Raw genomic sequence first — 24,089 nt, forward strand, 5'->3', positions numbered from 1 at the left:
CCATCGGTCTAGACCATTCGTCAGTATCAATGCCATGCGAATGGTCATCATCGGTGGCGGGATTCTCGGCACCGCACACGCGTGGACGGCGATCGCCCGCGGTCACGAGGTCGTCCAGCTCGAACGGGAGCGGGAGGCGCGCGGGGCGACGGTCCGCAACTTCGGTCTCGTCTGGGTGTCCGGCCGGGCGGCGGGGGAACTGGACCTCACGCTGCGCTCGCGCGAGCTGTGGGAGGAGATCGGCGGCCGGGTCGCCGGCGTCGGATTCCGGCCTGCGGGCTCGATCACGCTGGTCCGTACTCCCGCCGAACTCGCGGTCGCCGAAGCGGCAGCGGCGGGCACGACCGCGCGGCAGCGTGGCTTCACCCTGCTCGACCCGGAGCGGGTGCGCGCGCTGAACCCGGCGTTGCGCGGCAAGTACCTCGCCGGGCTGCACTGCTCGACCGACGCTGCGGTGGAATCGCGCCAGGCGCTGCCCGCGCTGCGGGCGCACATGGCCGCGAGCGGCCGCTACACCTTCCACGATGGCACCGAGGCACGCTCGGTTCTCGACACCGGATCCGGCGTTGTCGTCACCGACGACACCGGCCGACGGCACGCGGCCGACCTGCTTGTGCACTGCCCAGGCGCCGCCCACTCGGGGCTCACCCGCGAACTGGCCGGTGACCTGCCGGTGCGCCGGGTGCGCCTGCAGATGATGCAGACCGCCCCGCTGGGTGAACCACTCACCACCGCGATCGCCGACGCCGACAGCTTCCGCTACTACCCCGGCTTCGCCGGTCCGCAGCTGGACGCGCTGACCGCCGAGCAGTCCCAGGCCGCGACCGCCGCCGAGCACAAGATGCAGCTGCTGTGTGTGCAGCGCCTGGACGGCGGACTGACCATCGGCGACACCCACGAATACACCGAGCCGTTCGCCTTCGATGTCGACGAAGCGCCTTACGAGCACCTCACCGAGGTGACCGAGGAACTGCTCGGCCGCGCGCTGCCCCGGATCGTGCGCCGCTGGGCAGGCGTCTACAGCCAGAGCGTCGATCCCGACGCCATCGTCACTCGGGTGCAGGCCGATACCAATGTCTGGGTCGTCACCGGCCCTGGCGGTCGCGGCATGACCCTCGGACCCGCGATCGGCGAGCAAACCGCCGATCAGCTCGGACTGTGAGGAAAACCATGCCGGACAACCGCATTCAGCTCGCCGTGCTCGATATGGCAGGCACCACCGTCGCCGACGGCGGCCTGGTGCTGCGCGCCTTCGAACAGGCCGCCACCGCGGCCGGGATCGAGACCGAGGGCAGGCGCCGCGACCAGGCCCGCCGCTACGTGGTCGACACCATGGGCCAGTCCAAGATCGAGGTGTTCCGCGCGCTGCTGCGCGACGAGGACGCGGCACAGGCCGCCAATACCGCGTTCGAGCAGGCCTACGACACGCTCGTCGACGAGGCCGACATCGCGTCCGTACCCGGTGCCGTCGAGGCCATCACGGCGCTGCGCGATGCGGGCGTGCGAGTCGCGCTGACCACCGGATTCAGCCGCGGCACCAAGGACAAGCTGCTCGCCGCGCTCGGCTGGGCCGATCTGGTCGACCTCACACTCGCGCCCGCCGAGGCCGGACGCGGGCGCCCCTACCCGGACATGGTGCTCACCGCCGCTCTGCGCCTCGGCGTCGACGCGGTCGATCGCATCGCCGTGCTCGGCGACACCACCAGTGATATCGCCACCGGTCTCGCCGCCGGCGCCGGCATCGTCGCGGGCACGCTCACCGGCGCGCACACCGAGGCGCAGTTGCGCGCGGCGGGCGCCACCCACGTCGTCGCCTCGGTCGCCGGCTTCCCTGCCGTGGTGCTCGCCTCCTGATCCCACCGCTGCGGCAACCGCCGTCGCGTCGTCCTCCGATCCACCCGTCCCTGCGATTCACCCCTCGACAACGAGACGAAAGTTGCTGTAATCGTGCGTACTTCCTTCACCGCGCGCCGCCTGTCCAGGGCCGCGCTGCTGCTGGCCGGCGTCACCGCTGTCGCGTTCACCGCGGCCTGCGGCGGCACCGGCGCCGAATCCGCGGACGGCAAGACCGTCACCGTGTACTCCGCCGACGGGGTCGGTGGCTGGTACGCCAACCGGTTCGCCGAGTTCACCGAGCAGACCGGCATCGCGGTCAACCTGGTCGAAGCCGGGTCGGGTGAGGTGGTGAACCGTGTCGACAAGGAACAGTCCAACCCGCAGGCCGACATCGTGGTCACCCTGCCGCCGTTCATCCAGAAGGCCAAGCAACAGGGTCTGCTGCAGCCGAGCGGCATCGACACCACCGCCTTCCCGGACGCCGACAAGGACGTCGACGGCACCTTCGTCACGATGGCGGGCAACTTCCTGTGTTTCATCGCCAACCCCGCTGTCGACGCCTCGGCGCTGACCTGGGACGACCTGCTGAGGCCGGAGTACAAGGGCAAGCTGCAGTACTCCACCCCCGGCCAGGCCGGTGACGGTACCGCCGTGCTGGTGCTGCTGCAGCAGCTGCGCGGCAAGCAGGGTGCCCTCGACTACCTGAAGGCGTTGCAGGCCAACAATGTCGGCCCGTCCTCGTCGACCGGCAAGCTGCAGGCCAAGGTCGACAAAGGTGAGCTGCTGATCGCCAACGGTGACGTGCAGATGAACCTGACCACGGTCAAGGAGAAGGGCTCGACGTTCACCGTCTTCTTCCCGGCCGCCGACGGCAAGCGGTCCACCGTGTCGGTGCCGTACATGATGGGCCTGGCCAAGGGCGCTCCGCACAAGGACGACGCGACCGCGCTGATGGAGTTCCTGCTCGCACCCGATGCGCAGCGCAAGCTCGGCCCCGAGGCGTTCGCGGTGTCGTCGCGCACCGATGTCGACGCACCCGCCGACGGCGGCCCCGCGGCCACCATCGACGGCGTGGAGATCGTCGGGGTCGACTGGGACAAGGTACTCGCCGATCTGGACGCCGATCTGGCGGCGTACCAGCAGGCCACCGGCAGCTGAGGCCGGCGGAGCCGAGGGGAGCCGACGATGTCCGACGGTGAACTGCACATGACGAAGTCCGCGACCGCCGCCCCTATCGGGACGGCCGATGAACCCGCGATCGTGTTCGACCGGGTCGGCGTCAGGTACGGCAGGGGCCGCAAGGCCGCGGTCGCACTGACCGATTTCACCCTGCGCGTCGCCGTCGGCGAGACCGTCGCGCTCCTCGGCCCGAGTGGGTCGGGCAAGTCGACCGCGCTCAAGGCGCTGGCCGGCTTCGTCCGGCCCACCTCGGGATCGGTCCGCCTCGCCGGCCGAGATGTCACCGAGCTGTCCCCCGCCAAGCGGGGGATCGGTGTCGTCGTCCAGTCCTACGCGCTGTTCCCGCACATGAGTGTGCACAGCAATGTCGCGTTCGGGCTGAAATCACATCGGGTACCGCGGGCCGAGATCGGCGCGCGGGTGGTCGAGGCGCTGGAGATGGTCGGCATGGCCGGATATGCCGCGCGGCTGCCCCGCGAGCTGTCCGGTGGTCAGCAGCAGCGGGTGGCGATCGCGCGAGCGCTGGCGATCCGGCCCAAGGTCCTGCTGCTCGACGAGCCGCTGGCCGCGCTCGACGCGCAGCTGCGCCAGTCGATGCTCGGCGAACTGCAGCAGCTGCGACAGGCGTTGCCGGACACGGCGATGCTGTATGTCACCCATGATCAGGCCGAGGCACTGGCCCTGGCCGACCGGATCGCCGTCATGCGCGATGCCAGGCTGGTCGACATCGACACCGCCGAGAACCTGTGGCAGCGCCCGCCCACCGATTTCACCGCCGCCTTCCTCGGCGGCGCGAATCTGGTGCCGTGCACGGTGAATCACATCACCGGCACCGCCGCGCTGGTGACCGCGGGCACCCGGACGCTGCGCGCGGAGGCGCCCCGCCCCGGAGTGGGGCGTGCCGCATGGACCCCCGACGATCCCGCCCTGCTCTGCGTCCGCCCGCACACCGTGGCCGTCGGCGCGGTGGGGGAGCGCGACGCCATGCGGGCCACCGTGTCCAGCGTGGTCTGGCGTGGTGCGTCGACTCGTGTCGTTCTCACGGTCGACGGCCTGCCGGACGAACTGGCCGCCGACGTGCCAGGGCACTTCGACGCCGAGGTCGGCCGCGTCGTCGGGGTGAGGTTGCCGGATTCCGCGGGCGTGCTCATTCCCGACACCGTCGGGCAGGCGGCGCCGAGCGGGGAGTCGTCATGAGTCACTGTGCGGGACAGTCGAATAGCGGCTTCCCCGGTTCGACCGGATCCCGGACCGCCTGCGGCGCGCCCAGATATCGAGTGCGCGCGCGGCGCGGGCTGGTCCGGCATCGCCCGGATCTCGTCGGGGTGCGGGTAGCAGGCACCGAGGGTGTCGGTGCCGCATTCGTGGCGTCTGAGGGCGGCGGGTTCGTCTCGGGGCTGCGCAACCAGGCGTCGGGCGCCTGCCGTCGAACGGCCTTGGGGGTGCGGGCATGACCGTGGCGACCGCCCCACATCGCGACCCCGGATACAGTGCGACACAACGCTCCTGGCTACCGATCCTGTGGACGCTGCCACCGGTCCTGGTGGTGCTCGGGATCGCCGGGTACCCGATCGTGCGGGTACTCACCGAGTCGACCCGGACCCCCACCGGCCGCGGCACCGCGGTCTGGTCGGAGGTGCTCGGCTCCGCGGTGTTCCGGGATGCGTTGTGGCGCACCGTATCGATCGCGGTCTGCTCCACGCTGGGCTGCCTGGTCCTCGGCACGTTCCTGGCGGTTGTGCTCGCGTTCGTGCCGTTTCCCGGATCCGGGGTGGTCGGCAGGCTGATCGACACGATCCTGACCCTGCCCTCGTTCCTGATCACCCTCGCCTTCACCTTCCTCTACGGCACGGCGGGCGCGATCAACGCCCTCATCGCCGAACTCACCGGCGTTACCACCCCGGTGATCGACTTCCTCACCACCCCGCTGGGCGTGATCCTGGCCGAGATCACCTACTTCACCCCGTTCGTGGTGCGTCCGCTGCTCGCCGCCTTCGCGCAGTTGTCACGCGAACAGCTCGACGTGGCAGCGAGTCTCGGTGCCTCGCCGTGGCGGGTGCTGCGGCAGGTGGTGCTTCCGGAAGCCTGGCCCGCGCTCGCGGCGGGCGGCAGCCTGGTGCTGTTGCTGACCCTCAACGAGTTCGGCATCGTGCTGTTCACCGGCGCCAAGGGCGTGATCACGCTGCCCGCGCTGATCTACACCCGCGGCATCGTCACCTTCGACCTGCCCGGTGCCGCCGTGCTCGCCACCGTGCAGGTGCTGCTCTCCCTCACCCTGTACCTGACCTACCGGTTCGTCTTCTCCCGGTTCGCCCGGACCCGCTCCACGAAGGACTGATCATGCTGCTGTGGACCGCCCGGGGCAAAGCCCTGGCACTCGGAGTGTTCGCGCTGGTGGTGACGGTGGTGTTCGTCGCACCGATCGCCACCGTGGTCGCCGCCGCGCTGGCAGGCAGCTGGACCGGTCCGCTGCCCTCGGATCTCGGGTTCACCAATCTGGGCAACGCGCTCGCCGGTGAGCAGGCGGCCAGCCTTTCGGTGAGCCTGCAGACCGCGCTGCTGGCCGGTGGGGTGTCGCTGGTCCTCGGCACCTGGGCGGCACTGGCCGCCAGGGAAGCGCCCACCTGGCTGCGCAAGAGCACCGACGCGGCCTTCCACCTGCCGGTCGCGGTGCCATCGGTGGCTGTCGGGCTCGGCGTGCTGATCGCGTTCAACGAACGGCCGCTGCTGCTCGGCGGCACCGAGTGGATCGTGATCCTGGCCCACGCCGTGCTCGTTCTCGCCTACACCTTCAGCGCGGTCTCGGCGGCCCTCGACCGGCTCGACCCCGCTTACCGGCAGGCCGCCGAGTCGCTCGGCGCGGACCCGGTGCGGGTGCTGTGTCAGATCACGCTGCCGCTGCTGCTGCCCGCCCTCGGCGCCGCAGCCGGTTTGGCCGTCGCCCTGTCGATGGGTGAGCTCGGCGCGACCATCATGGTCTATCCGGCCACCTGGAAGACCTTGCCGGTGAGCATCTTCGCCCAGACCGACCGGGGTGAGGTGTTCGACGCAGCGGCCGGGACGACGGTGCTGGTGGCGGTGACCTTGGTGGTGCTGATGGTGCTCGGCCGGATCAGGGGTCGCGCGGCCCTGCGCTGAATCGCTGGTCGGGCGTGGTCGTCAGCGTTTCGGGAGCAGAGACACCGGCCCGGCTCCCGGACCGTCGATCGGGCGCAGGTCCCGGCCGAGTACCGGTTCACCGCAATGCGAGCACACCGGTTCGACGGTGGCGACGTGCCCGCAGCCGCGATGCACGGCCACGACCGGTGCGCCGTTGGGCGCGGCCCAGTCGTCGCCCCATTGCCGCATCGCGGTCACGACCGTCCACAGTGCGCGCCCTTTCGCGGTGAGCAGATAGTCGTAGCGGACCGGGTTGTCCTGATAGGGCTCTCTGGTCATGATCTCGTGCTCGACCAGGCCGTCGAGGCGCTGGGTGAGCACATTGCGCGCGATGCCGAGCCGGTCGCGGAACTCGTCGAAGCGGGTCACACCGAACAGGGCGTCCCGCACGATCAGCAGCGTCCACCACTCGCCGACCACCTCCAGACATTGGGCGAGGGAGCAGTTCATGTCCTCGAAGCTCGTGCGGCGCATCCCTCGAGTCTAGTTGGTTGCATGAAAGAACTCACCCGGCTAGCGTGAGTTGCATGATGAAACTCACTAGCTCGCTCGGTGCGGAATTCGCCCTGACCGCCACCGAAGCCGGGCATTGGCATGCCGTCGTCGACGATTCCTGGCGAGGCTGGACCGGCCCCCACGGCGGCGCGCTCGCCGGCCTCCTGATCGAGACCGCGCGGCAGGCGCGCACCCGAGACCAGCCCGTGCGCGCCGCCGACATCCGTTTCCTCGGCAGACCGGCGACCGGCGCGTTCACGCTGCACGCCACCGAGCACATCGTCGGTCGCGGCACGACCGTCCTCGACGTGGTGGCGCATCAGCACGGCGCACCGGTCGCCGCGGCCTCGGTCACCCTGGGCGCACCGGGCGAGACCGCGATCGCCGCGCACTCCGCCCGGCCCGCTCCCGTCGTCGCGGCCCCACAGGACTGCGCGCTGTTCCAGCTCCCACCCCAGATCGTCCCGGTCGGCGCGCATTTCGTGATCCGGCCCGCCGCGGGCCCGCTCCCGCTCAGCGGTGCCGACGAGGCGATGATGTGCGCCTGGATCGCCCTCGACCCCGCGCTGCCCCTGGAGCCACCGAGTCTGGCCGTCCTCGCCGACGCGCTACCGCCCGGCCTGTTCCCGCTGCTCACCGCGCCGGTCGCGGTGCCGACCGTCGCGCTGTCGCTGCACTTCCACGCCGACAGCACGCGACTCGACGGGCTGCCCGTGCTGGTCCGCGCCGCCGCGGTGAGCGTGGGCGAGGGCTGGGCGGTGGACGACACCGAGATCTGGGACAGCGACGGCGTCCTGCTCGTCACGGCCCGCCAAACCCGCCGTGTTCTCGGCTGACCGGAAGGACCCGCGCATGACATCCACCGCTACCGTGCGAAGCGCCGATCACCGGGTGGTCCTCGGTGTCGTCTCCGTCGGCGTCCTGCTGTCGAGCCTGGACCTGTTCATCGTCAATGTCGCCATGCCCGCGATGTCCGCCGATCTCGGCGCCGGACTCACCGGTCTGTCCTGGGTGCTCAACCTGTACGCGATCGTCTTCGCCGCGCTCCTCGTCCCGGCGGGCCGGCTCGGCGACCGCAACGGCAATCGCGAGATCTTCCTGATCGGTCTCGCCGTGTTCATCCTTGGTTCGGCGCTGTGCGCACTGGCCTGGGATGTCACCTCACTCGTCGGGTTCCGTGTCGTCCAGGCGATCGGCTGCGCGCTGCTGACCCCGTCGTCGCTGGCGTTGGTGCTGGCCGCGACGCCACCGCAGCGGCGCGCGGGCGCGGTCCGGCTGTGGGTCGCGGTCGGCGGTCTCGGCGCCGCCCTCGGACCGGTGATCGGCGGCCTGCTCGTCGAACTCGATTGGCGCTGGGTGTTCCTGGTGAATGTGCCGATCGGGCTGATCGCCCTCGCGATCGGTGCGCGCACGCTCCCACGAACGACCGCCGATCGCGGCCCGCTACCGGACCTGCTCGGCGCGGTCGCGCTGATCGGCGCGGTCGGCGCGATCATCCTGGCCGTGGTCCAGGGGCCGGAGTGGGGCTGGCGCTCGACGGGCGTGCTCGCGGCTTTCGCGACGTCGGTCGTGCTCGGCATCGTCTTCGTCGCGTCCTCGGCCCGCCACCACAGCCCAGTCGTTGACCCGGCACTGCTGCGAACCCCGAATTTCACTCTGGCGGGCGCCAATTCGCTCGTGTTCCAGATCGCGTTCGCCGGCATGCTGCTCTCGGTGACGCTGTGGGCGCAGAACGTGTGGGGATGGTCTGCCCTGCGCACGGGGCTCGCGATCGCGCCGGGACCGCTGGTGGTCCCCGTCGTGGCGATCCTCGCGGGCCGTCTCATCGCCCGATTCGGCGCCGGACCGGTGACCGCCGCAGGCGGACTGGCCTTCGGTGGCGGCTTGCTGTGGTGGGCGCGGTCGGCCGAGCTCACCCCGGACTACGCGTCCGGCCTGCTCGGCGGGATGCTGCTGACCGGCCTCGGTGTCGGTCTCACCCTGCCGACCGTATTCGCGGCAGGCACGGGAACCCTGCCCCCGCAGCGCTTCGCGACCGGGTCGGCGGTGCTGAGCATGACCCGCCAGCTCGGCCTGGCCATCGGCGTCGCCCTGCTCGTCGCCGTACTCGGCACCCCCGAAACCCCCGCGGCCACCCTCGACGCGTTCCAGCGCGCCTGGTACGTGACCGCCGCCGTCGCCGTGCTGGCCGGCCTGCTCGGCCTCGGCATCCGTCCCACCCCGACCCCGGCCGCCGCGGCACCGGAGGTCACCGAGCAGCCGACACCACGTTTGTGACACTTGGCCGGTGATTCGCCCGGCTCCGTGCCGAGAGGTTCGGCGGTCGGGATGAATCGTGTGGGCCGGCGGCGGTCCGTAGTGGGCGCCGCCGGTCTGTACTGCCGACCCTGGAAAGCGTTGCCGGTCAGCTTCTCGCCCAATCGGTTCCCGCGAATGCCTCAGCACGCGCGTCGCCTTGGCCTCGGCTTCCTCGGCGGGAGGATCAGGTCGCCAGTCCGACACGTTCGCAGAGGCCCCGAACCGCGGCCGCAGTCCCGGTCGGCGGCCCGGCGACGACGATCCTCCGGACCGCTCGGAGCCTGGAGACGGACTGCGTGCGATCGAGGGTGCTGCGAGGGAGTGTCAGGATCGGGCGCGATGTCGGAGGGTGGGCCTAGGCTGAACGTGTGTCGGTACTGCCTTTGATCTTCACCGCGGGCTGGGCCAGCGGGATCAACGCGTATGCGGTGGTGTTTCTGCTCGGGGTGTTCGGGCGGATCGGGTGGGCCGAGGATGTGCCGCCGGGGTTGGAGCGCACCGATGTGCTGGTGGCGGCGGGGGCGCTGTTCCTGATCGAGGCGGTGGCGGACAAGGTTCCGTATCTGGACTCGTTCTGGGATGCGGTGCATACGGTGGTGCGGCCAGCGTCGGGGGCGGTGGTGTCGGCGTTGATCGCGGGGCAGGACGACTCGCTGCCGACGTTGTTCGCGGCGGCGGTGGGCGGGACCACGGCGCTGGCGAGTCATATCGTCAAGGCGGGCACCAGGATGGCGATCAACACCTCGCCCGAGCCTGCCAGCAATATCGTGGTGAGCACCGTCGAGGATCTCGGCGTCGGTGCGGTGCTCACCTTGGCGGTGTTCTTCCCGGTGCTGGCCGCGGTGATCGCGGGTGTGCTGCTGGTGGTGGGGCTGTGGGTGGTGTACCTGTGCGCCAGCCGGATTCGGCGGTACCTGCGCCGCAGGCGCGAACGCCGGGAAGCGCGCGGGGCCGCCGTCCTCGGATAGCCGCTCGGCGACGTCGCGACCTGATCGGCGATACCGCGAGCGCCCAGCGGCGCTGTGATCCGGCCCGGCGATACCGCGAGCGCCCGGCGATGCCGCGAACCGGCCTGGCGGTGCCGTGAACTGGCTCGGTGATGCCGCGAGCGCCCGCCGCACCGGCTAAACGCGTAGCGCGGCCGAAGCTCTCAGCGCAACTGCGGTGCCACCTTCGTGCCCAGCAGATCGATGCTGTGCAGGACCTGTTCCGGTGGGAGGGTGCCCACGCTGGTGTGCAGCATGAAACGGTCGAGGCCGAGGGTGTCGCGGACCGTGGCGATCTTGTCGGCCACGTAGTCGGGGGTGCCGACGAACAGCGAACCGCTCTGCGAGCGCAACGCGTCGAACTGCTGACGGGTCATCGGGCCCCAGCCGCGTTCCCGGCCGATGGTCGACATGGCCAGCGCGTACGGCTCGTAGAAGTCGGCGACGGCCTGCGCGTCGGAGTCGGCGACGTAGCCGTGCGCGTGCACAGCCACCGGCTGCTTCTCGTGGCCGCCTTCGGCGAGCGCCCGGTGGTACAGCTCCACCAGCGGCGCGAACCTGGCGGGCTGACCACCGATGATCGCGATCGCCAGGGGCAGGCCGAGCAGTCCGGCCCGGATCACCGACTCGGGGCTGCCGCCCACCGCGATCCACACCGGCAGCGGCCGGTCGTCGGTGCGCGGGTACACCGTCGTCTCCCGCAGCGGGGCACGGAACCGGCCCGACCAGGTCACCGGCTCCGCCTCACGCAGGCGAAGCAGCAGGGCCAGCTTCTCCTCGAACAAGGCGTCGTAGTCGGACAGGTCGTAGCCGAACAGCGGGAACGACTCGGTGAACGAGCCGCGCCCGGCCATCAGCTCGGCGCGGCCGTTCGACAGGCCGTCCAGTGTCGCGAAGTCCTGGTACACCCGCACCGGATCGTCGGAACTGAGAACGGTGACGGCGCTGGTCAGCTGGATGCGCTCGGTCCGTGCCGCGGCGGCCGCCAGCACCACCGCCGGGGACGAGGCCGCGAAGTCTTTGCGGTGGTGTTCGCCCACGCCGTAGACATCGAGCCCGGCCGCCTCGGTCGCCACCGCCTCGTCCACCACCTGCCGCAGGCGCTGCGCGGCGGTCGGCGCGGGTCGATCACCGGCGGGATACAGCTCGGCGAAGGTGGTCAGGCCCAGTTCCATGAGTGCTCCTCGCGGTCGGGATGGTTCGGTCTCCGTTTAAACGGACCATGGTCCGAAGAGATTCCCCGATGGTGCGGTGGTGCCCGGTGGTGCGACGATCATGGCCTCCGTCGGATGCTGGTCGCACGATAGAATGCCCTGTTGCCGTGCGTTCAGCTGCCCGGCCTGCTCGCCCAGCTCGAGACGATGTCCCGAGCCCGGTGTGCGGGTGGGAGGCTGGTGGCGACAACGCGCACCGGTGCGGGAGGAAGAGGCCGAGCATGACCACGATGGACGACCCCGGCGACGACCTGCGGGTGACACCGCCCAAGACGTGGGCGGCAGGGGTCCCCGGTGTGGCCCACGCGCTCGAGTACGCCCTGGCACAGACCTCGCCCGCCCGCACCGCGCGCACCCTGCTGAACATCAATCAGACCAACGGGTTCGACTGCCCCGGCTGCGCGTGGCCGGAGCCGAAGCACCGGCACAAGAACGAGTACTGCGAGAACGGCGCCAAGCACATCGCCGACGAAGCGACCACCCGGCGCGTCACCGCGGACTTCTTCGCCGAGCACAGCGTGGCCGAGCTCGACGGCAAGTCCGACTACTGGCTCAACCAGCAGGGCAGGCTCACCGAGCCGATGGTGAAGCGGCCCGGCGCCACCCACTACGAGCCGATCGGCTGGGACGCGGCCTTCGACCTGATGGCCACGGAATTGCGGGGCCTGGCCTCGCCCGACGAAGCACTGTTCTACACCTCGGGCCGGGTGAGCAACGAGGCCGCGTTTCTGCTGCAACTGTTCGCGCGGGCCTTCGGCACCAACAACCTGCCCGACTGCTCCAACATGTGTCACGAGTCCAGCGGGTCGGCGCTGACCCAGACCATCGGGGTCGGCAAGGGCACGGTCTCGCTCGACGACATCCATCAGGCCGACCTGATCTTCGTCGTCGGCCAGAACCCGGGCACCAACCATCCGCGCATGCTGACGGCGCTGGAACAGACCAAACGCAACGGCGGCGCGATCATCGCGGTCAACCCGCTGCCGGAGGCCGGGCTCATCCGGTTCAAGAACCCGCAGGTCCCGCGCGGGGTGATCGGGCGCGGCACCGAGATCGCCGATCAGTTCCTGCAGATCCGGCCCGGCGGTGACCTCGCCCTGTTCCGGATGCTGAACCGGCTGCTGCTCGACGCCGAGGACGCGGCGCCGGGCACCGTGCTCGACCACGCCTTCATCCGCGAAAACACCAGCGGTTTCACCGAATTCGCCGCGCACGCCCGTGGTATCAGCTGGGCCGAGGCGCTGCGCGTCACCGGGCTCACCCGCGCCGAGATAGAGCAGGCGCACCGTCGCGTGCTCGGCGCGAAGAAGATCATCGTGTGCTGGGCGATGGGCCTGACCCAGCACCGGCACGGCGTGCCGACCATCCGCGAGATCGTCGACTTCCTGCTGCTGCGCGGCAATCTCGGCAGGCCAGGTGCCGGGGTGTGCCCGGTGCGCGGGCACAGCAATGTGCAGGGCGACCGGACCATGGGCATCTGGGAGCGGATGCCGCAGTGGTTCCTCGACGCGCTCGGCACCGAGTTCGGGTTCACCCCGCCCAGCCACCACGGCCTCGACTCCGTCGGCGCCATCCGGGCCATGCGCGACGGACAGGCCACGGTGTTCTTCGGTGTCGCGGGCAATTTCGCGCGGGCGACCCCCGACAGCGAGGTCACCGAGGCCGCGCTGCGCCGCTGCTCGCTCACCGTGCAGATCTCCACGAAGCTCAACCGCTCGCACACGGTGTGCGGGCAGACCGCGCTGATCCTGCCGACGCTCGGCCGCAGTGATCGCGATGTGCAGGCGTCGGGGGAGCAGTTCGTCACCGTCGAGGACTCGATGAGCGAAGTCCACGCCTCACGCGGGCGCCTCGATCCGGCCTCGCCGCGGCTGCTCAGCGAGGTCGCCATCATCTCCCGGCTGGCCAGGCGCACCCTCGGCGCCGACCCGGCGATCCCGTGGGCCGACTTCGAAGCCGACTACGGCACCATCCGTGACCGCATCTCCCGGGTGGTGCCCGGCTTCGAGAACTTCACCGAACGGGTGTCGGAGCCAGGCGGGTTGCGGCTGGTCAACCCGGTCAACACCGGCGTCTACCGGACCGCGAGCGGAAAAGCCGAGTTCACCTGCAACGAGCTGACCGCGCCCGAGGTGCCGCCGGGGCATCTGCTGTTGCAGTCGCTGCGCTCACACGACCAGTGGAACACCATCCCGTACGCGAACGACGACCGCTACCGCGGCATCCACCACGCGCGCCGGGTGGTCATGGTCAACCCGGACGATCTGGCCGAGCTGGGTCTGGCCGACCGCGACACCGTCGACCTGGTCAGCGTCTGGCACGACGGCGTCGAGCGGCGCGCGGAGAGTTTCGTCGTGGTGGCCTATCCGGCCAGTCGCGGGTCGGCCGCCGCGTACTACCCGGAAACCAATGTGCTCGTGCCGCTGGACAGCGTCGCCGAGATCAGCAACACACCGACCTCGAAGGGCATCGTCGTCCGGCTCGAGCGCGTCGCACCACCGACCTGACCGGCGGCCCGTCGACCAGCTACTGCGGTGGGCACGGCCATGGATACACTCGCTGACATGTCCGTGCGCACCCGTCAGCCACTCGTTCCCGGCACCCCGACGCCGATCCGGGACGTCCCGCGTTCCATCGAGCGTCCCGAGTACGCGTGGAAGAAGACCGCGGTGGAGGGCAACGAGCCGTGGGTGCAGACCGCCGAGACCATCGAGAAGATGCGAATCGCGAGCAAGATCGCCGCGCAGGCGCTCGACGAGGCAGGCAAGGCGGTGGCGCCCGGCGTCACCACCGACGAACTCGACCGGATCGCGCACGAGTACATGTGCGACCACGGCGCCTACCCGTCGACCCTCGGCTACAAGGGCTTCCCCAAGTCGTGCTGCACCTCGCTCAACGAGGTCATCTGCCACGGCATCCCCGACTCCACCGTGATCTCCGACGGCGACATCGTCAATATCGACGTCACCGCCTACATCCACGGCGTGCACGGCGACACGAACCGCACCTTCCTCGCCGGTGAAGTCGACGAGGAAGTCCGTCTGCTCGTCGAGCGCACCGAAGAGGCCACCAACCGGGCGATCAAGGCGGTCAAGCCGGGGCGCGCGCTGAACGTGATCGGCCGGGTCATCGAGGCCTACGCCAACCGCTTCGGCTACGGCGTCGTCCGCGACTTCACCGGTCACGGCGTCGGCCCCACCTTCCACAACGGACTGGTGGTGCTGCACTACGACCAGCCGAACATCGAGACCGTCATCGAGCCCGGCATGACCTTCACCATCGAGCCGATGATCAACCTCGGCGGCATCGACTACGACATCTGGGACGACGGCTGGACCGTGGTCACCAAAGACCGCTCGTGGACAGCGCAGTTCGAACACACCCTGGTCGTCACCGACACGGGTGCGGAAGTCCTGACGTTGCCGTGAGCCGGGGCAGGTCGAAGCTCACGTCGTCGGGTTGTCACCGAGGTCCAGACGTGTGTTCCGTCGATCTCGGTCCGTGCGAGTCGATTCCGGCATGAGCGCCGGTCTGCGTGGGGCGCTGCTGATCGCGGGGACGACCTCCGATGCGGGGAAAAGCGTTGTGGTGGCCGGCATCTGCCGGATGCTCGCGCGGCGCGGCGTGCGGGTGGCACCGTTCAAGGCGCAGAACATGTCCAACAATTCCGTGGTCACCCTCGACGGCGGGGAGATCGGGCGGGCGCAGGCGCTGCAGGCGCGGGCGTGTGGGCTTGATCCGAGCGTGCGGTTCAACCCGGTGCTGCTCAAGCCGGGCAGCGATCGCCGATCCCAGCTGGTGGTGCGGGGCACGGCGATCGGAACGGTCGGCGCGCGTGACTACTTCACTCGCAGGCAGCAGTTGCGCGAGCTCGTCGCGGCCGAACTCGCCTCGCTGCGGTCCGAATTCGATGTGGTGATCTGTGAGGGCGCCGGCTCGCCCGCCGAAATCAATCTCAGGGCAACGGATCTGGCGAACATGGGGCTGGCGCGGGCGGCCGATCTGCCGGTTCTCGTTGTCGGCGATATCGATCGCGGGGGAGTGCTCGCCCATCTGTTCGGTACCGTCGCGGTACTGGAACCCGAGGATCAGCAGCTCATCGCGGGTTTCCTCGTCAACAAATTCCGCGGTGACGTCGCGCTGCTGCGACCAGGTCTCGACCAGCTGACCGCGCTCACCGGCCGCCCGACCCTCGGCGTCCTGCCGTTCGCCGAGGAGCTGTGGCTCGACGCCGAGGACTCCCTCGGCACCGTCGCGGGCACCCCGGTGGGCCGCCCCGGCCCGCCGCACGGCACCGAATGGCTCACCGTCGCGGCCATCCGGCTACCGCGCATCTCCAACTCCACCGATATCGAAGCACTGGCCTGCGAACCAGGCGTCGCCGTCCGCTGGGCCGACGGCCCGGACCAGGTGGCCACCGCCGACCTGGTCGTGCTGCCCGGGTCCAAGTCCACCCTCGCCGATCTGGCATGGCTGCGCGCCACGGGGCTCGGCGAAGCGCTGCGCGCCCGCGCTGCGGCGGGCCGCCCGATCCTCGGCATCTGCGGTGGTTATCAGATGCTGGGCAGACGGATCGTCGACGGTGTCGAACACCGGTCACCGGTCGCCTCCGCCACGGTCCCCGCCGACGACGGGCGGCCGACCGAGTCGGATGCCGACGATGACCGGCCGCGGGCAATGGTGCGGGCAGACGAGGGAGACGACCGGGGCGCGGCGATGCGTGGCGACGGCGCACCGAGCACGAACTCGCCATGGGTCGTGCCCGGCCTCGGTTTGCTCGACCTGGAGATCGAATTCGCCGAGCCGAAGGTCGCCAGGCAAGTCACCGGGTCGGCGGGGCCGATCCCGGTGGGCGGCTACGAAATTCATCACGGCCGGGTGCGGCACAGCGGGGATTCCGCCTGGCTGACCGTCGCCGGAAACCCCGAGGGCAGTGTCCGCGAGTCGATCTGGGGGACGCACGTGCACGGGCTCCTCGAATCCGACGAGTTCCGCCGCACCTGGCTCACCGAGGTCGCCGCCCGCGCCGGTCGCGCCGGTTTCCGGCCGGCCGAGGACACCTCGGTGGCCACGATCCGCACCGCCCAGCTCGACCTGCTGGCCGACCTGATCGAAAAGCACGTCGACCTCGCCGCTCTCGACATGCTGATCGCGGGCGGCGCGCCCACCGGCCTCCCGGTCGTCCGCACCGCCGCGGCTCCCCACGCGACCGAGGCCGGTCCGCGCGGTGGACCTCAGCGCGTGGTGTGAACGTTCGAGCAGAGCTGGCCTCGGCCGTCGTCGCCTTCGTCACGTACCCGCAGGACCCGCGGGGGCCGGGTCGTCGTGCTCGACCTCGTCGATCCGCCGCTGGCACCTACCGAGGCCCTCTGGCTGCCGCACAACGTCTCGCCGCTCCGCTGACCACACAGTGGCCCACCGGCGTCCCGGACGGCCGGCGCGGCGACTGAGATGCCCGCCACTGCGGCGCCGTCGTCCGGCGTGTGTGGACACTCGCGGCGCACACGCCGGACGCCTCCCTTGTGACAGGTTCGGCAATTCGGTGGCCGACCGCTGGGAAACCGCAGGACAGCGGCGGAAACCGACCGGCCGAAGGGTTCGGAACACCCTGCCGTGTTCAGGCAGGACGTGTACCGTACTCCGGCATGAAATCTCGGCGGATCACGGTCGGTGACCGAGCTTGGACGGTACGGGTCGACGGCCCCAAGTCACGGCACAATGTGCTGTTGCTGCCCGGCGCGGACGACCCCGCGGACGTGTTCGATCAGGTGTGCGCGCGGCTGCACGAATCCGACCTGCAGACGGTCGTCCCGGAGTCGATCGAGGCGCTGGATCCGGCCGCGATCCACACCATGCTGGACGAGCTCGAACTGCCCTACGTCAATGTCGCGGGCCGTGGTGCCGGTGCGGCGCTGGCCTGGCGGTTGTGCGCGGGCCGTTTCGGCAGGTTCATGAGCCTGGTCGTGGCCGATCACGGCCATCCCGCCGTGCCCGATGCCGAAGGAAACGCGCCCGATCCGGCCTGCCCGCCGCTGGAGCTGCCGGTCACGATGCTCGTCACCAAGAGCCTGCCGCGGGCCACCGCCGATGCGTCGGGCCGCTTCGTCTACGGCGAATTCCGGGTGGTCCCGCTCGAAGTCGACAACATCGCCACCGAGGGCGCCCACGAGCTGGCCACCGAGATCGTGCTCCGCACCAGCCTCTGGTAGCCGACCGCGATCCGGGCCGACTACGGCTTGTGGTAGGTCGCCAGCCAGTCGAGCCAGTTGTCGGTTTCGGCGAAAGCGTTGGCGCGCACCGATTCCGAAGACAGGAACACGTCGTGGCGGGCGCCGTCGATCGGGACGATCGTGGTGCGCTCGCCCAGACAGCCGGCCCAGCGCTGGATCTGCTTGACATCGAGAACGGCGTCGGCCACGTCGACCGCGGGACTGTGCTCGCGGGCGAACCTGGTCAGCCGGGAGCGCAGGATCAGCGCGGGCACGCCGATCGCCAGCCCCTGGTGCAGACGGGCCTGCCCCTGCCGGATGGCGCGCAGCCAGCCCAGCCGCACCGGCTCACCGGCGAGCGGCTTCCAGTCCAGGTTGTAGTCCCATTCGCCGGCCTTGGTGTGGTGCAGGCTGTCGCCGTACGCGGTGCTCACACCCATCCCGGGGATCTGCGCGAAGGCCCGCAGCCTGCCGACGGCATTGATGATCGGGGTGCCGACCGTGCGGTAATAGGACGGACCTTGCAGATCGAACCAGGGGCTGTTGAGCACCACCCCGACGACACCGGCCCGCGCGCTGCCGCCCGCGGCTTCCAGCCGGTCCAGCCACAGCGACGCCACGAGGCCACCGGTGGAGTGCGCGACGACCAGCACGTCGGTGCCGGTCTCGGCGCGCGCGATCCGCAGCGCCTCGTTCAGTTCGGCGTCGTAGAGCGCCAGATCGCTGACATAGTGCGCGCTCTGCCCCGCCCGCCGTGAACGCCCACATTTGCGCAGGTCGAGGGCGTAGAAACGGTGGCCGCGGGCCGCGAAGTGCTCGGCCAGGTGCTCCTGGAAGAAGTAGTCGGTGAACCCGTGCAGGTACAGCACGGTCGGTTCGGTGGCCGGTGCGGCGGCCTCGGGCAGATAGCGCACCAGCGTGGCCACCACCTCGCCCTCGCCGTCCGGGTCGGGGCCGAGCGGCAGCGTCCGCTGCTGATAGTCGGTCCCGAGGACATCGGATTGCCACTGCTCATCGGTCCGCGCGGTGGGGGCGGCGGGATCGAGTGAGGTTTCGTTCGTCACACCGGTCAATCTATCGCGCGGTCAGCGCGACGTGCAGTGTTGGTTTAGATCACATTCGGCAGGTCGGTCTTAGTGCGCGAGATAGCTGAGGTGCACAATTGGGTTCAGGTGAACGACGGGTAACCTACCCCCGGCGATTCACCGCGAGTCGCACCAACACCCGAGCGCCCGCGCAAGCGACCTACCCCGCCAGGTGGGTGGCTGAGAAGGACAAGGAAGTCGATCTACCCGTGCCGAACGCTGCGAAGACTGAAAAGACCGATGTAGTTCTCATCGGCGCAGGCATCATGAGTGCCACGCTGGGCGCGCTGCTGCGGCAGCTGCAGCCGGAGTGGTCGATCTCGGTGTTCGAGCGGCTCGACGCTGCCGCCGCCGAGAGCAGCGACCCGTGGAACAACGCGGGCACCGGGCACTCGGCGCTGTGCGAACTGAACTACAGCCCGCAGAATGCCGACGGGTCGGTGGACATCGGCAAGGCCGTCGACATCAACGAGCGTTTCCAGGTCTCGCGGCAGTTCTGGGCCTCCGCGGTCGATAGCGGCGTGCTCGGCGACCCGTCCGGTTTCATCAACCCCATCCCGCACGTGAGTTTCGTGCACGGCGCCGACAACGTCGAGTACCTGCGCAAGCGCTACGAGGCGCTGGCGCCGCACCCGCTGTTCCGCGGCATGGAATACATCGACAGCCCCGACGAGTTCAGCGCACGGCTGCCGCTGATGGCCAAGGGTCGCGACTTCTCCGACCCGATCGCGCTGAACTGGACCGACGGCGGCACCGACATCGACTTCGGGGCGCTCACCAAGCAGCTGCTGGCCTACATCGGCTACTCCGGTGGCGAGATCGCCTTCGGCACCGAGGTCCGTGACCTCACCAAGCAGGCCGACGGTTCGTGGAACGTCACCGTCCGCAATTTGCGCACCTTCCGGTCGCGCACCATCAACGCCAAGTTCGTCTTCGTCGGCGCGGGCGGTGGGGCACTGCCGCTGCTGCAGAAGTCGGGTATCAAGGAGGCCAAGGGCTTCGGCGGATTCCCGATCTCCGGCCAGTTCCTGCGCTGCACCAACCCCGCGCTGATCGACCGGCACGAGGCCAAGGTGTACGGCAAGGCCGCGGTCGGCGCGCCGCCGATGTCGGTGCCGCACCTGGATACGCGCGTCATCAACGGCACCCAGGGGCTGCTGTTCGGGCCCTACGCGGGCTGGACCCCGAAGTTCCTCAAGGACGGCTCCAATGCCGACCTGTTCAAGTCGATCAAGCCGAACAACATCGGTTCGCTGGTCGGCGTCGGCCTCACCGAGATGGGCCTGACCAAGTACCTGATCAGCGAGCTGCTCAAGTCGGAGACCGGCAAGGTGGGTGTGCTCGAGGAGTTCATGCCGCGCGCGCAGGGCCGCGACTGGGAGCTGATCACCGCAGGCCAGCGTGTGCAGGTGATCCGCAAGAAGGGCGCGGGCGGCGTGCTCGAGTTCGGCACCGCGGTGATCTCCGCCGAGGACGGCTCCATCGCCGGTCTGCTCGGCGCCTCCCCTGGCGCGTCGACCTGTGTCACCGCCATGCTCGACGTCATGCAGCGCTGCTTCCCGCGCGAATACGCCGAATGGACCCCGCAGCTGAAGCAGCTGATCCCCTCGCTCGGGAGCAAGCTGTCGGAGAACCAGGCCCTGTTCCAGGAAGTCTGGGACTGGACCAGCAAGTCGCTCAAGCTGGACAGGGTGGCCGCCCCGGCGCAGGAGGACGTCGCGCACTACGCGCAGGTGTGATAGCAAGACGCGATGATGTCGACGGTCGCTCTGAAACGGGCATGGGCGGCGGATCTGGACGCCGCCACCCTGTACCAGCTGTTGAAACTTCGCGTCGACGTGTTCGTCGTCGAGCAGGAATGCGCCTATCCCGAGCTGGACGGGCGTGACCTGCTGCCGGACACCCGGCACCTGTGGCTCGACGACGGCGGCGCGGTCGTCGCCACCTTGCGGTTACTCGAGCAGCGGGTCGACGACGTGACGACCTTCCGGATCGGCCGGGTGTGCGCGGCGAAGACCGCCCGCGGTCGCGGCTACAGCGCCCGGCTGATCCGGGCGGCGCTGGCCGAGACCGGCGCTGCCACGGTTCGGCTCGACGCCCAGTCCCATCTGGTCGACATGTACGCGAAGTTCGGCTTCGTCGCCGACGGGCCGGAGTTCCTCGACGACGGGATTGCGCACGTGCCGATGCGGCGCGGGTGACTCGGCGGGGTTGACCCTCGGGGCCGTGCAGGGCGGTCACTTTCGCGCCGATCGGTCGCGATCAGTACCGATTCAGCTGTTGGTGTTGGTCCAGCGCGGCCCAGCCGGGGACGCTGTGCCGGTCGAGCGAACCACCGCCCGGCGATCACCGGTGCCCGGACCCCGCATACAGTGGGGATGTGCCTGGTATTGCTGATGTCGTCGCTGGTCCGCACACCGCCGCTCGGTCGGCGGGGGAGGCGGGTTTCCCGTTCTCGGCGGTCGTCGGACAGGAACGGCTGCAGCTGGCGTTGATCTTGTCGGCGGTGCACCCCGGCATCGGGGGCGTACTGGTACGTGGCGAGAAGGGCACCGCCAAATCGACCGTCGTGCGCGCGCTGGCGCAGTTGCTGCCGCCGGTGGTCGACGAGAGCGGTGCCAGGCCTGCGCGACTGGTCGAGCTCCCGGTCGGCGCCACCGAGGACCGCGTGGTCGGCTCGCTCGACCTCGAGCGTGTGCTGCGCGACGGCGAGCAAGCGTTCCGGCCCGGCCTGCTGGCCGCGGCCCACCACGGTGTGCTCTACGTGGACGAGGTGAACCTGCTGCACGACCACCTCGTCGATGTGCTGCTCGACGCGGCCGCCATGGGGCGGGTACATGTCGAGCGCGACGGCGTCTCGCACACCCACCCGGCGCGATTCGTGCTGGTCGGCACGATGAATCCGGAGGAAGGCGAACTGCGGCCGCAGCTGCTCGACCGGTTCGGTCTCACCGTCGACGTGGCCGCTTCCCGCGATGTCGACGTGCGGATGGCGGTGGTGCGCAGACGCCTGGACTACGAGGCCGACCCGGCCGGGTTCGCCGCCCGTTACGCCGACGCGGATCGCGGTGTCGCCGAACGGATCCTGACCGCCCGCGACCGCCTGCCCGAGGTCGCGCTCGACGACGGTGAACTGCGCCGGATCGCGGCGCTGTGCGCGGCGTTCGATGTCGACGGTATGCGTGCCGATCTGGTCGTCGCCAGAACCGCCGTCGCGCATGCGGCCTGGCAGGGACGCGACCGGGTCGGCGAGGACGATGTGCGGGTGGCGGCCGAACTGGCCCTGCCGCATCGTCGGCGGCGTGACCCGTTCGACGAGCCGGGGATCAGCTCCGAGCAGCTCGACGATGCCATGCGGCAGGCCGCCGACGAGGTCGAGAAGGGTTCGGCGGCCGACGAATTCGACGAGGGAGCGGGCGGCGCCCAGCCCGGCGACGAGGCGGGCGGTCGCGACCGGCGAGGTGGCGGCGGTTCGCCCACCGAGCCCGAATGCGGCCCGGCCGACGACGGTTCAGCGGGCGGCGTCGCCGGCGACAGCCCCGATGACCCGGCGTCCGATGATGGATCCGGCGACGGTGGACCAGACGGCGGCCAGGACGGTCCCGACGACGGTGGCCCGGACGATGGTGGCCCGGACGGTGGCGGGCCCGGTGGTGTTCGCCCGAATGGCGGCGGTACGCGTCCGATGGCGGAAAGCGTCTCCGGCACACCGGCTTCGGCGACCAGGCCCGCACCGCGCTGGGAGGTTCCCGGGATCGGTGAAGGCGCGCCGGGCCGTCGCTCCCGCGCGCAGACCCGTACCGGCCGCACGGTGCGCCCCGATACCGACACCGCCACCGGCCTGCATCTGCTCGGCACCGTCTTCGCCGCCGCCCCACGGCAATTCGAGCGCGGCAGGCTCAGCGGGCCACTGGCTTTGACCACCGAGGACCTGCGTGGGGCGTATCGCGAAGGGCGCGAAGGGAATCTGGTCGTCTTCGTGGTCGACACGTCGGGGTCGATGGCCGCTCGTGACCGGCTCACCGCCGTCACCGGCGCGATCGTCACGCTGCTGCGCGACGCCTACCAGCGCCGCGACAAGGTGGCGGTGATCGGCGTGCGCGGCGCCGAGGCCGAGCTCGTGCTGCCCCCCACTTCCTCGGTCGACATCGCGGTCCGCCGCCTGGCCGGCCTGCGCACCGGCGGCAAGACACCGCTGGCGGCCGGGCTGCTGAAGGCCCGCGAGGTGATCGCCCGCGAACACGTGCGCGACCCACGTCGCCGCCCGATGCTGGTGCTGCTCACCGACGGCCGCGCCACCGGCGGTATCGACCCGCTGCCGCGCGCTCGCACCGCCGCCCGCCTGCTGGCAGGCGAGGGACACACCGCCATGGTCATCGACTGCGAACGCGGCATGATCCGCCTCGGCCTCGCCGCGGAACTCTCCCGCGACCTGCGCGCCCGCTACCTGCGCCTGGACGAGCTCACCGGTGACTCGGTGGCGGACGCGGTGCGTGGCGGAGCTCCGATCGGCCGTGCGGCCTGATCGTGCTGCGGCGCAGTGCGATCCTCGGGCCGCCCGGCAGCCTGCGCAGTGGAGAGCGTTCCGGTGCCGTCGACACGGTGCGTGCTCCGACCAGTGGTGGCCGGGCGGGATGCTGTCGCGCAGTAGGGGCCACGTGTGGACGGTGCAGGCCTTGTCCCCGGCGACGTGCTCCAGCGCGGGTTGCGGGCATCACGGTGGACGCTCAGCGGTCGTGCGGATCGCGGGTTGCCACTGTTCCGCACCCCGCGGGCGGGCGAGCTGCTGACGTCCGGCGCCGGGTCGTCCGGCCCGGCGTCACGCAAACGCCGCGGCCTCGGGTCCGGGGCAGGAGCGCTTCGGTCGGCAAGCTCGGGGAGGGCCGTCGTCCGCGTTGGCCAAGGCACGGCGATCGACCGGGAGCGCACACTGATAGAACAGAGGTGGACTCGGCCGAGGCGGGCCGGGACACCGAGCAGAGGAGATGGTCGTGCCCAAGGGTGTTCCCGAGGTTGTGCCGGAGGACGGGCTGACCACCAGGCAGCGGCGTAATCAGCCCGTGCTCGCCGTGCACACCGGGCCGGGCAAGGGCAAATCCACCGCGGCGTTCGGGATGGCGTTGCGTGCCTGGAATCAGGGCTTCGACGTGGCGGTGTTCCAGTTCGTGAAGAGCGCCAAGTGGAAGGTGGGCGAGGAGGCCGCGTTCCGCACGCTCGGAACCCTGCACGAGCAGACCGGCGCCGGCGGCGCGGTCGAGTGGCACAAGATGGGGGAGGGCTGGTCCTGGACCCGCAAGCACGGGACCGAGGAAGACCACGCCGCCGCCGCGCTCGCGGGCTGGCAGGAGATCGCCCGCCGACTCGCCGCCGAACAGCATCGCTTCTACGTGCTCGACGAATTCACCTACCCGCTGAAATGGGGTTGGGTCGACGTGGACGAGGTCGTCGAGACCCTCGCCAGCCGCCCCGGCAACCAGCACGTGGTGATCACCGGGCGGGATGCACCGCAGGCCCTGATCGACGCGGCCGACCTGGTCACCGAGATGACGAAGGTGAAGCACCCGATGGACGCGGGCCGCAAAGGCCAGCGCGGTATCGAATGGTGACAGCGGTCCGCGCGCAACCGGC

20 protein-coding genes are annotated in these 24,089 nt (G+C 70.3%); 17 read left to right on the forward strand and 3 right to left on the reverse strand.

What is annotated here, in order from left to right:
• The first annotated feature begins 34 nt into the window (after nucleotides 1-34).
• The 6 genes from ACFOW8_RS16795 (at nucleotide 35) to ACFOW8_RS16820 (ending at nucleotide 6,153) form a co-directional block, all read left to right on the forward strand.
• Entirely contained in the window at nucleotides 35-1,162 is a 1,128-nt protein-coding gene (locus ACFOW8_RS16795) for a TIGR03364 family FAD-dependent oxidoreductase (protein ID WP_378551555.1), read from the forward strand.
• Nucleotides 1,163-1,170: 8 nt separating this feature from the next.
• On the forward strand, nucleotides 1,171-1,854 hold the full coding sequence (locus tag ACFOW8_RS16800; protein ID WP_378551556.1) for a phosphonatase-like hydrolase: 684 nt from the start codon (nucleotides 1,171-1,173) through the stop codon (nucleotides 1,852-1,854).
• 93 nt (nucleotides 1,855-1,947) lie between these two features.
• On the forward strand, nucleotides 1,948-2,994 hold the full coding sequence (locus ACFOW8_RS16805; protein WP_378551557.1) for a 2-aminoethylphosphonate ABC transporter substrate-binding protein: 1,047 nt from the start codon (nucleotides 1,948-1,950) through the stop codon (nucleotides 2,992-2,994).
• Nucleotides 2,995-3,021: 27 nt separating this feature from the next.
• Nucleotides 3,022-4,212, forward strand: a complete 1,191-nt coding sequence (locus ACFOW8_RS16810; protein WP_378551558.1) for an ABC transporter ATP-binding protein — start codon at nucleotides 3,022-3,024, stop codon at nucleotides 4,210-4,212.
• Nucleotides 4,213-4,465: 253 nt separating this feature from the next.
• Nucleotides 4,466-5,353 carry a 2-aminoethylphosphonate ABC transporter permease subunit gene (locus ACFOW8_RS16815; RefSeq protein WP_378551559.1) on the forward strand — a complete coding sequence of 296 codons (888 nt, stop codon included), beginning with the start codon at nucleotides 4,466-4,468 and terminating at the stop codon, nucleotides 5,351-5,353.
• A gap of 2 nt (nucleotides 5,354-5,355) precedes the next feature.
• Entirely contained in the window at nucleotides 5,356-6,153 is a 798-nt protein-coding gene (locus ACFOW8_RS16820) for an ABC transporter permease (RefSeq protein WP_378551560.1), read from the forward strand.
• Nucleotides 6,154-6,174: 21 nt separating this feature from the next.
• Here ACFOW8_RS16820 and ACFOW8_RS16825 read toward each other — a convergent pair whose 3' ends face one another.
• Nucleotides 6,175-6,648, reverse strand: coding sequence for a winged helix-turn-helix transcriptional regulator (locus tag ACFOW8_RS16825; RefSeq protein ID WP_378551561.1), 474 nt, complete (start codon nucleotides 6,646-6,648; stop codon nucleotides 6,175-6,177).
• Between the two features lie 53 nt (nucleotides 6,649-6,701).
• Between ACFOW8_RS16825 and ACFOW8_RS16830 the strand changes: the two genes are divergently transcribed.
• The 3 genes from ACFOW8_RS16830 to ACFOW8_RS16840 all read left to right on the forward strand — a co-directional run bounded on the left by ACFOW8_RS16830 (nucleotide 6,702) and on the right by ACFOW8_RS16840 (nucleotide 9,935).
• Complete coding sequence (locus ACFOW8_RS16830; protein ID WP_378551562.1) at nucleotides 6,702-7,505, forward strand: acyl-CoA thioesterase; 804 nt, start codon at nucleotides 6,702-6,704, stop codon at nucleotides 7,503-7,505.
• Between the two features lie 16 nt (nucleotides 7,506-7,521).
• Complete coding sequence (locus ACFOW8_RS16835; protein ID WP_378551563.1) at nucleotides 7,522-8,946, forward strand: DHA2 family efflux MFS transporter permease subunit; 1,425 nt, start codon at nucleotides 7,522-7,524, stop codon at nucleotides 8,944-8,946.
• Between the two features lie 389 nt (nucleotides 8,947-9,335).
• Nucleotides 9,336-9,935 carry a DUF4126 domain-containing protein gene (locus ACFOW8_RS16840; RefSeq protein WP_378551564.1) on the forward strand — a complete coding sequence of 200 codons (600 nt, stop codon included), beginning with the start codon at nucleotides 9,336-9,338 and terminating at the stop codon, nucleotides 9,933-9,935.
• A gap of 182 nt (nucleotides 9,936-10,117) precedes the next feature.
• Here ACFOW8_RS16840 and ACFOW8_RS16845 read toward each other — a convergent pair whose 3' ends face one another.
• Nucleotides 10,118-11,128, reverse strand: coding sequence for an LLM class flavin-dependent oxidoreductase (locus ACFOW8_RS16845; protein ID WP_378551565.1), 1,011 nt, complete (start codon nucleotides 11,126-11,128; stop codon nucleotides 10,118-10,120).
• A 260-nt stretch (nucleotides 11,129-11,388) separates the two neighbouring features.
• Here ACFOW8_RS16845 and ACFOW8_RS16850 point away from each other — a divergent pair, with 260 nt between their 5' ends.
• The 4 genes from ACFOW8_RS16850 to ACFOW8_RS16865 all read left to right on the forward strand — a co-directional run bounded on the left by ACFOW8_RS16850 (nucleotide 11,389) and on the right by ACFOW8_RS16865 (nucleotide 17,376).
• Entirely contained in the window at nucleotides 11,389-13,674 is a 2,286-nt protein-coding gene (locus ACFOW8_RS16850; protein WP_378551566.1) for an FdhF/YdeP family oxidoreductase, read from the forward strand.
• Nucleotides 13,675-13,731: 57 nt separating this feature from the next.
• Nucleotides 13,732-14,595 (forward strand): type I methionyl aminopeptidase, encoded by an 864-nt coding sequence (gene map, locus ACFOW8_RS16855; protein WP_378551567.1) that lies wholly within the window; start codon nucleotides 13,732-13,734, stop codon nucleotides 14,593-14,595.
• A 91-nt stretch (nucleotides 14,596-14,686) separates the two neighbouring features.
• Entirely contained in the window at nucleotides 14,687-16,417 is a 1,731-nt protein-coding gene (locus tag ACFOW8_RS16860; RefSeq protein WP_378551568.1) for a cobyric acid synthase, read from the forward strand.
• A 395-nt stretch (nucleotides 16,418-16,812) separates the two neighbouring features.
• Nucleotides 16,813-17,376 (forward strand): alpha/beta hydrolase, encoded by a 564-nt coding sequence (locus tag ACFOW8_RS16865; RefSeq protein ID WP_378551569.1) that lies wholly within the window; start codon nucleotides 16,813-16,815, stop codon nucleotides 17,374-17,376.
• Nucleotides 17,377-17,396: 20 nt separating this feature from the next.
• Here the strand turns inward: ACFOW8_RS16865 and ACFOW8_RS16870 are convergent, their stop codons facing one another.
• Nucleotides 17,397-18,440, reverse strand: a complete 1,044-nt coding sequence (locus ACFOW8_RS16870) for an alpha/beta hydrolase (protein WP_378551570.1) — start codon at nucleotides 18,438-18,440, stop codon at nucleotides 17,397-17,399.
• 230 nt (nucleotides 18,441-18,670) lie between these two features.
• Here ACFOW8_RS16870 and mqo point away from each other — a divergent pair, with 230 nt between their 5' ends.
• The 4 genes from mqo to cobO all read left to right on the forward strand — a co-directional run bounded on the left by mqo (nucleotide 18,671) and on the right by cobO (nucleotide 24,067).
• Nucleotides 18,671-20,200, forward strand: a complete 1,530-nt coding sequence (mqo, locus tag ACFOW8_RS16875) for a malate dehydrogenase (quinone) (protein WP_378551571.1) — start codon at nucleotides 18,671-18,673, stop codon at nucleotides 20,198-20,200.
• Between the two features lie 12 nt (nucleotides 20,201-20,212).
• Nucleotides 20,213-20,662: a GNAT family N-acetyltransferase gene (locus tag ACFOW8_RS16880; RefSeq protein ID WP_378551572.1), complete on the forward strand. Its 450-nt coding sequence runs from the start codon at nucleotides 20,213-20,215 to the stop codon at nucleotides 20,660-20,662.
• A 188-nt stretch (nucleotides 20,663-20,850) separates the two neighbouring features.
• Nucleotides 20,851-22,986 (forward strand): magnesium chelatase subunit D family protein, encoded by a 2,136-nt coding sequence (locus tag ACFOW8_RS16885; RefSeq protein ID WP_378552048.1) that lies wholly within the window; start codon nucleotides 20,851-20,853, stop codon nucleotides 22,984-22,986.
• Between the two features lie 466 nt (nucleotides 22,987-23,452).
• Nucleotides 23,453-24,067 carry a cob(I)yrinic acid a,c-diamide adenosyltransferase gene (gene cobO / locus ACFOW8_RS16890; RefSeq protein WP_378551573.1) on the forward strand — a complete coding sequence of 205 codons (615 nt, stop codon included), beginning with the start codon at nucleotides 23,453-23,455 and terminating at the stop codon, nucleotides 24,065-24,067.
• Nucleotides 24,068-24,089 lie beyond the last annotated feature (22 nt).

Source organism: Nocardia rhizosphaerae (genome assembly GCF_042650365.1).
GTDB classification, from domain to species: Bacteria; Actinomycetota; Actinomycetes; order Mycobacteriales; family Mycobacteriaceae; genus Nocardia; species Nocardia rhizosphaerae.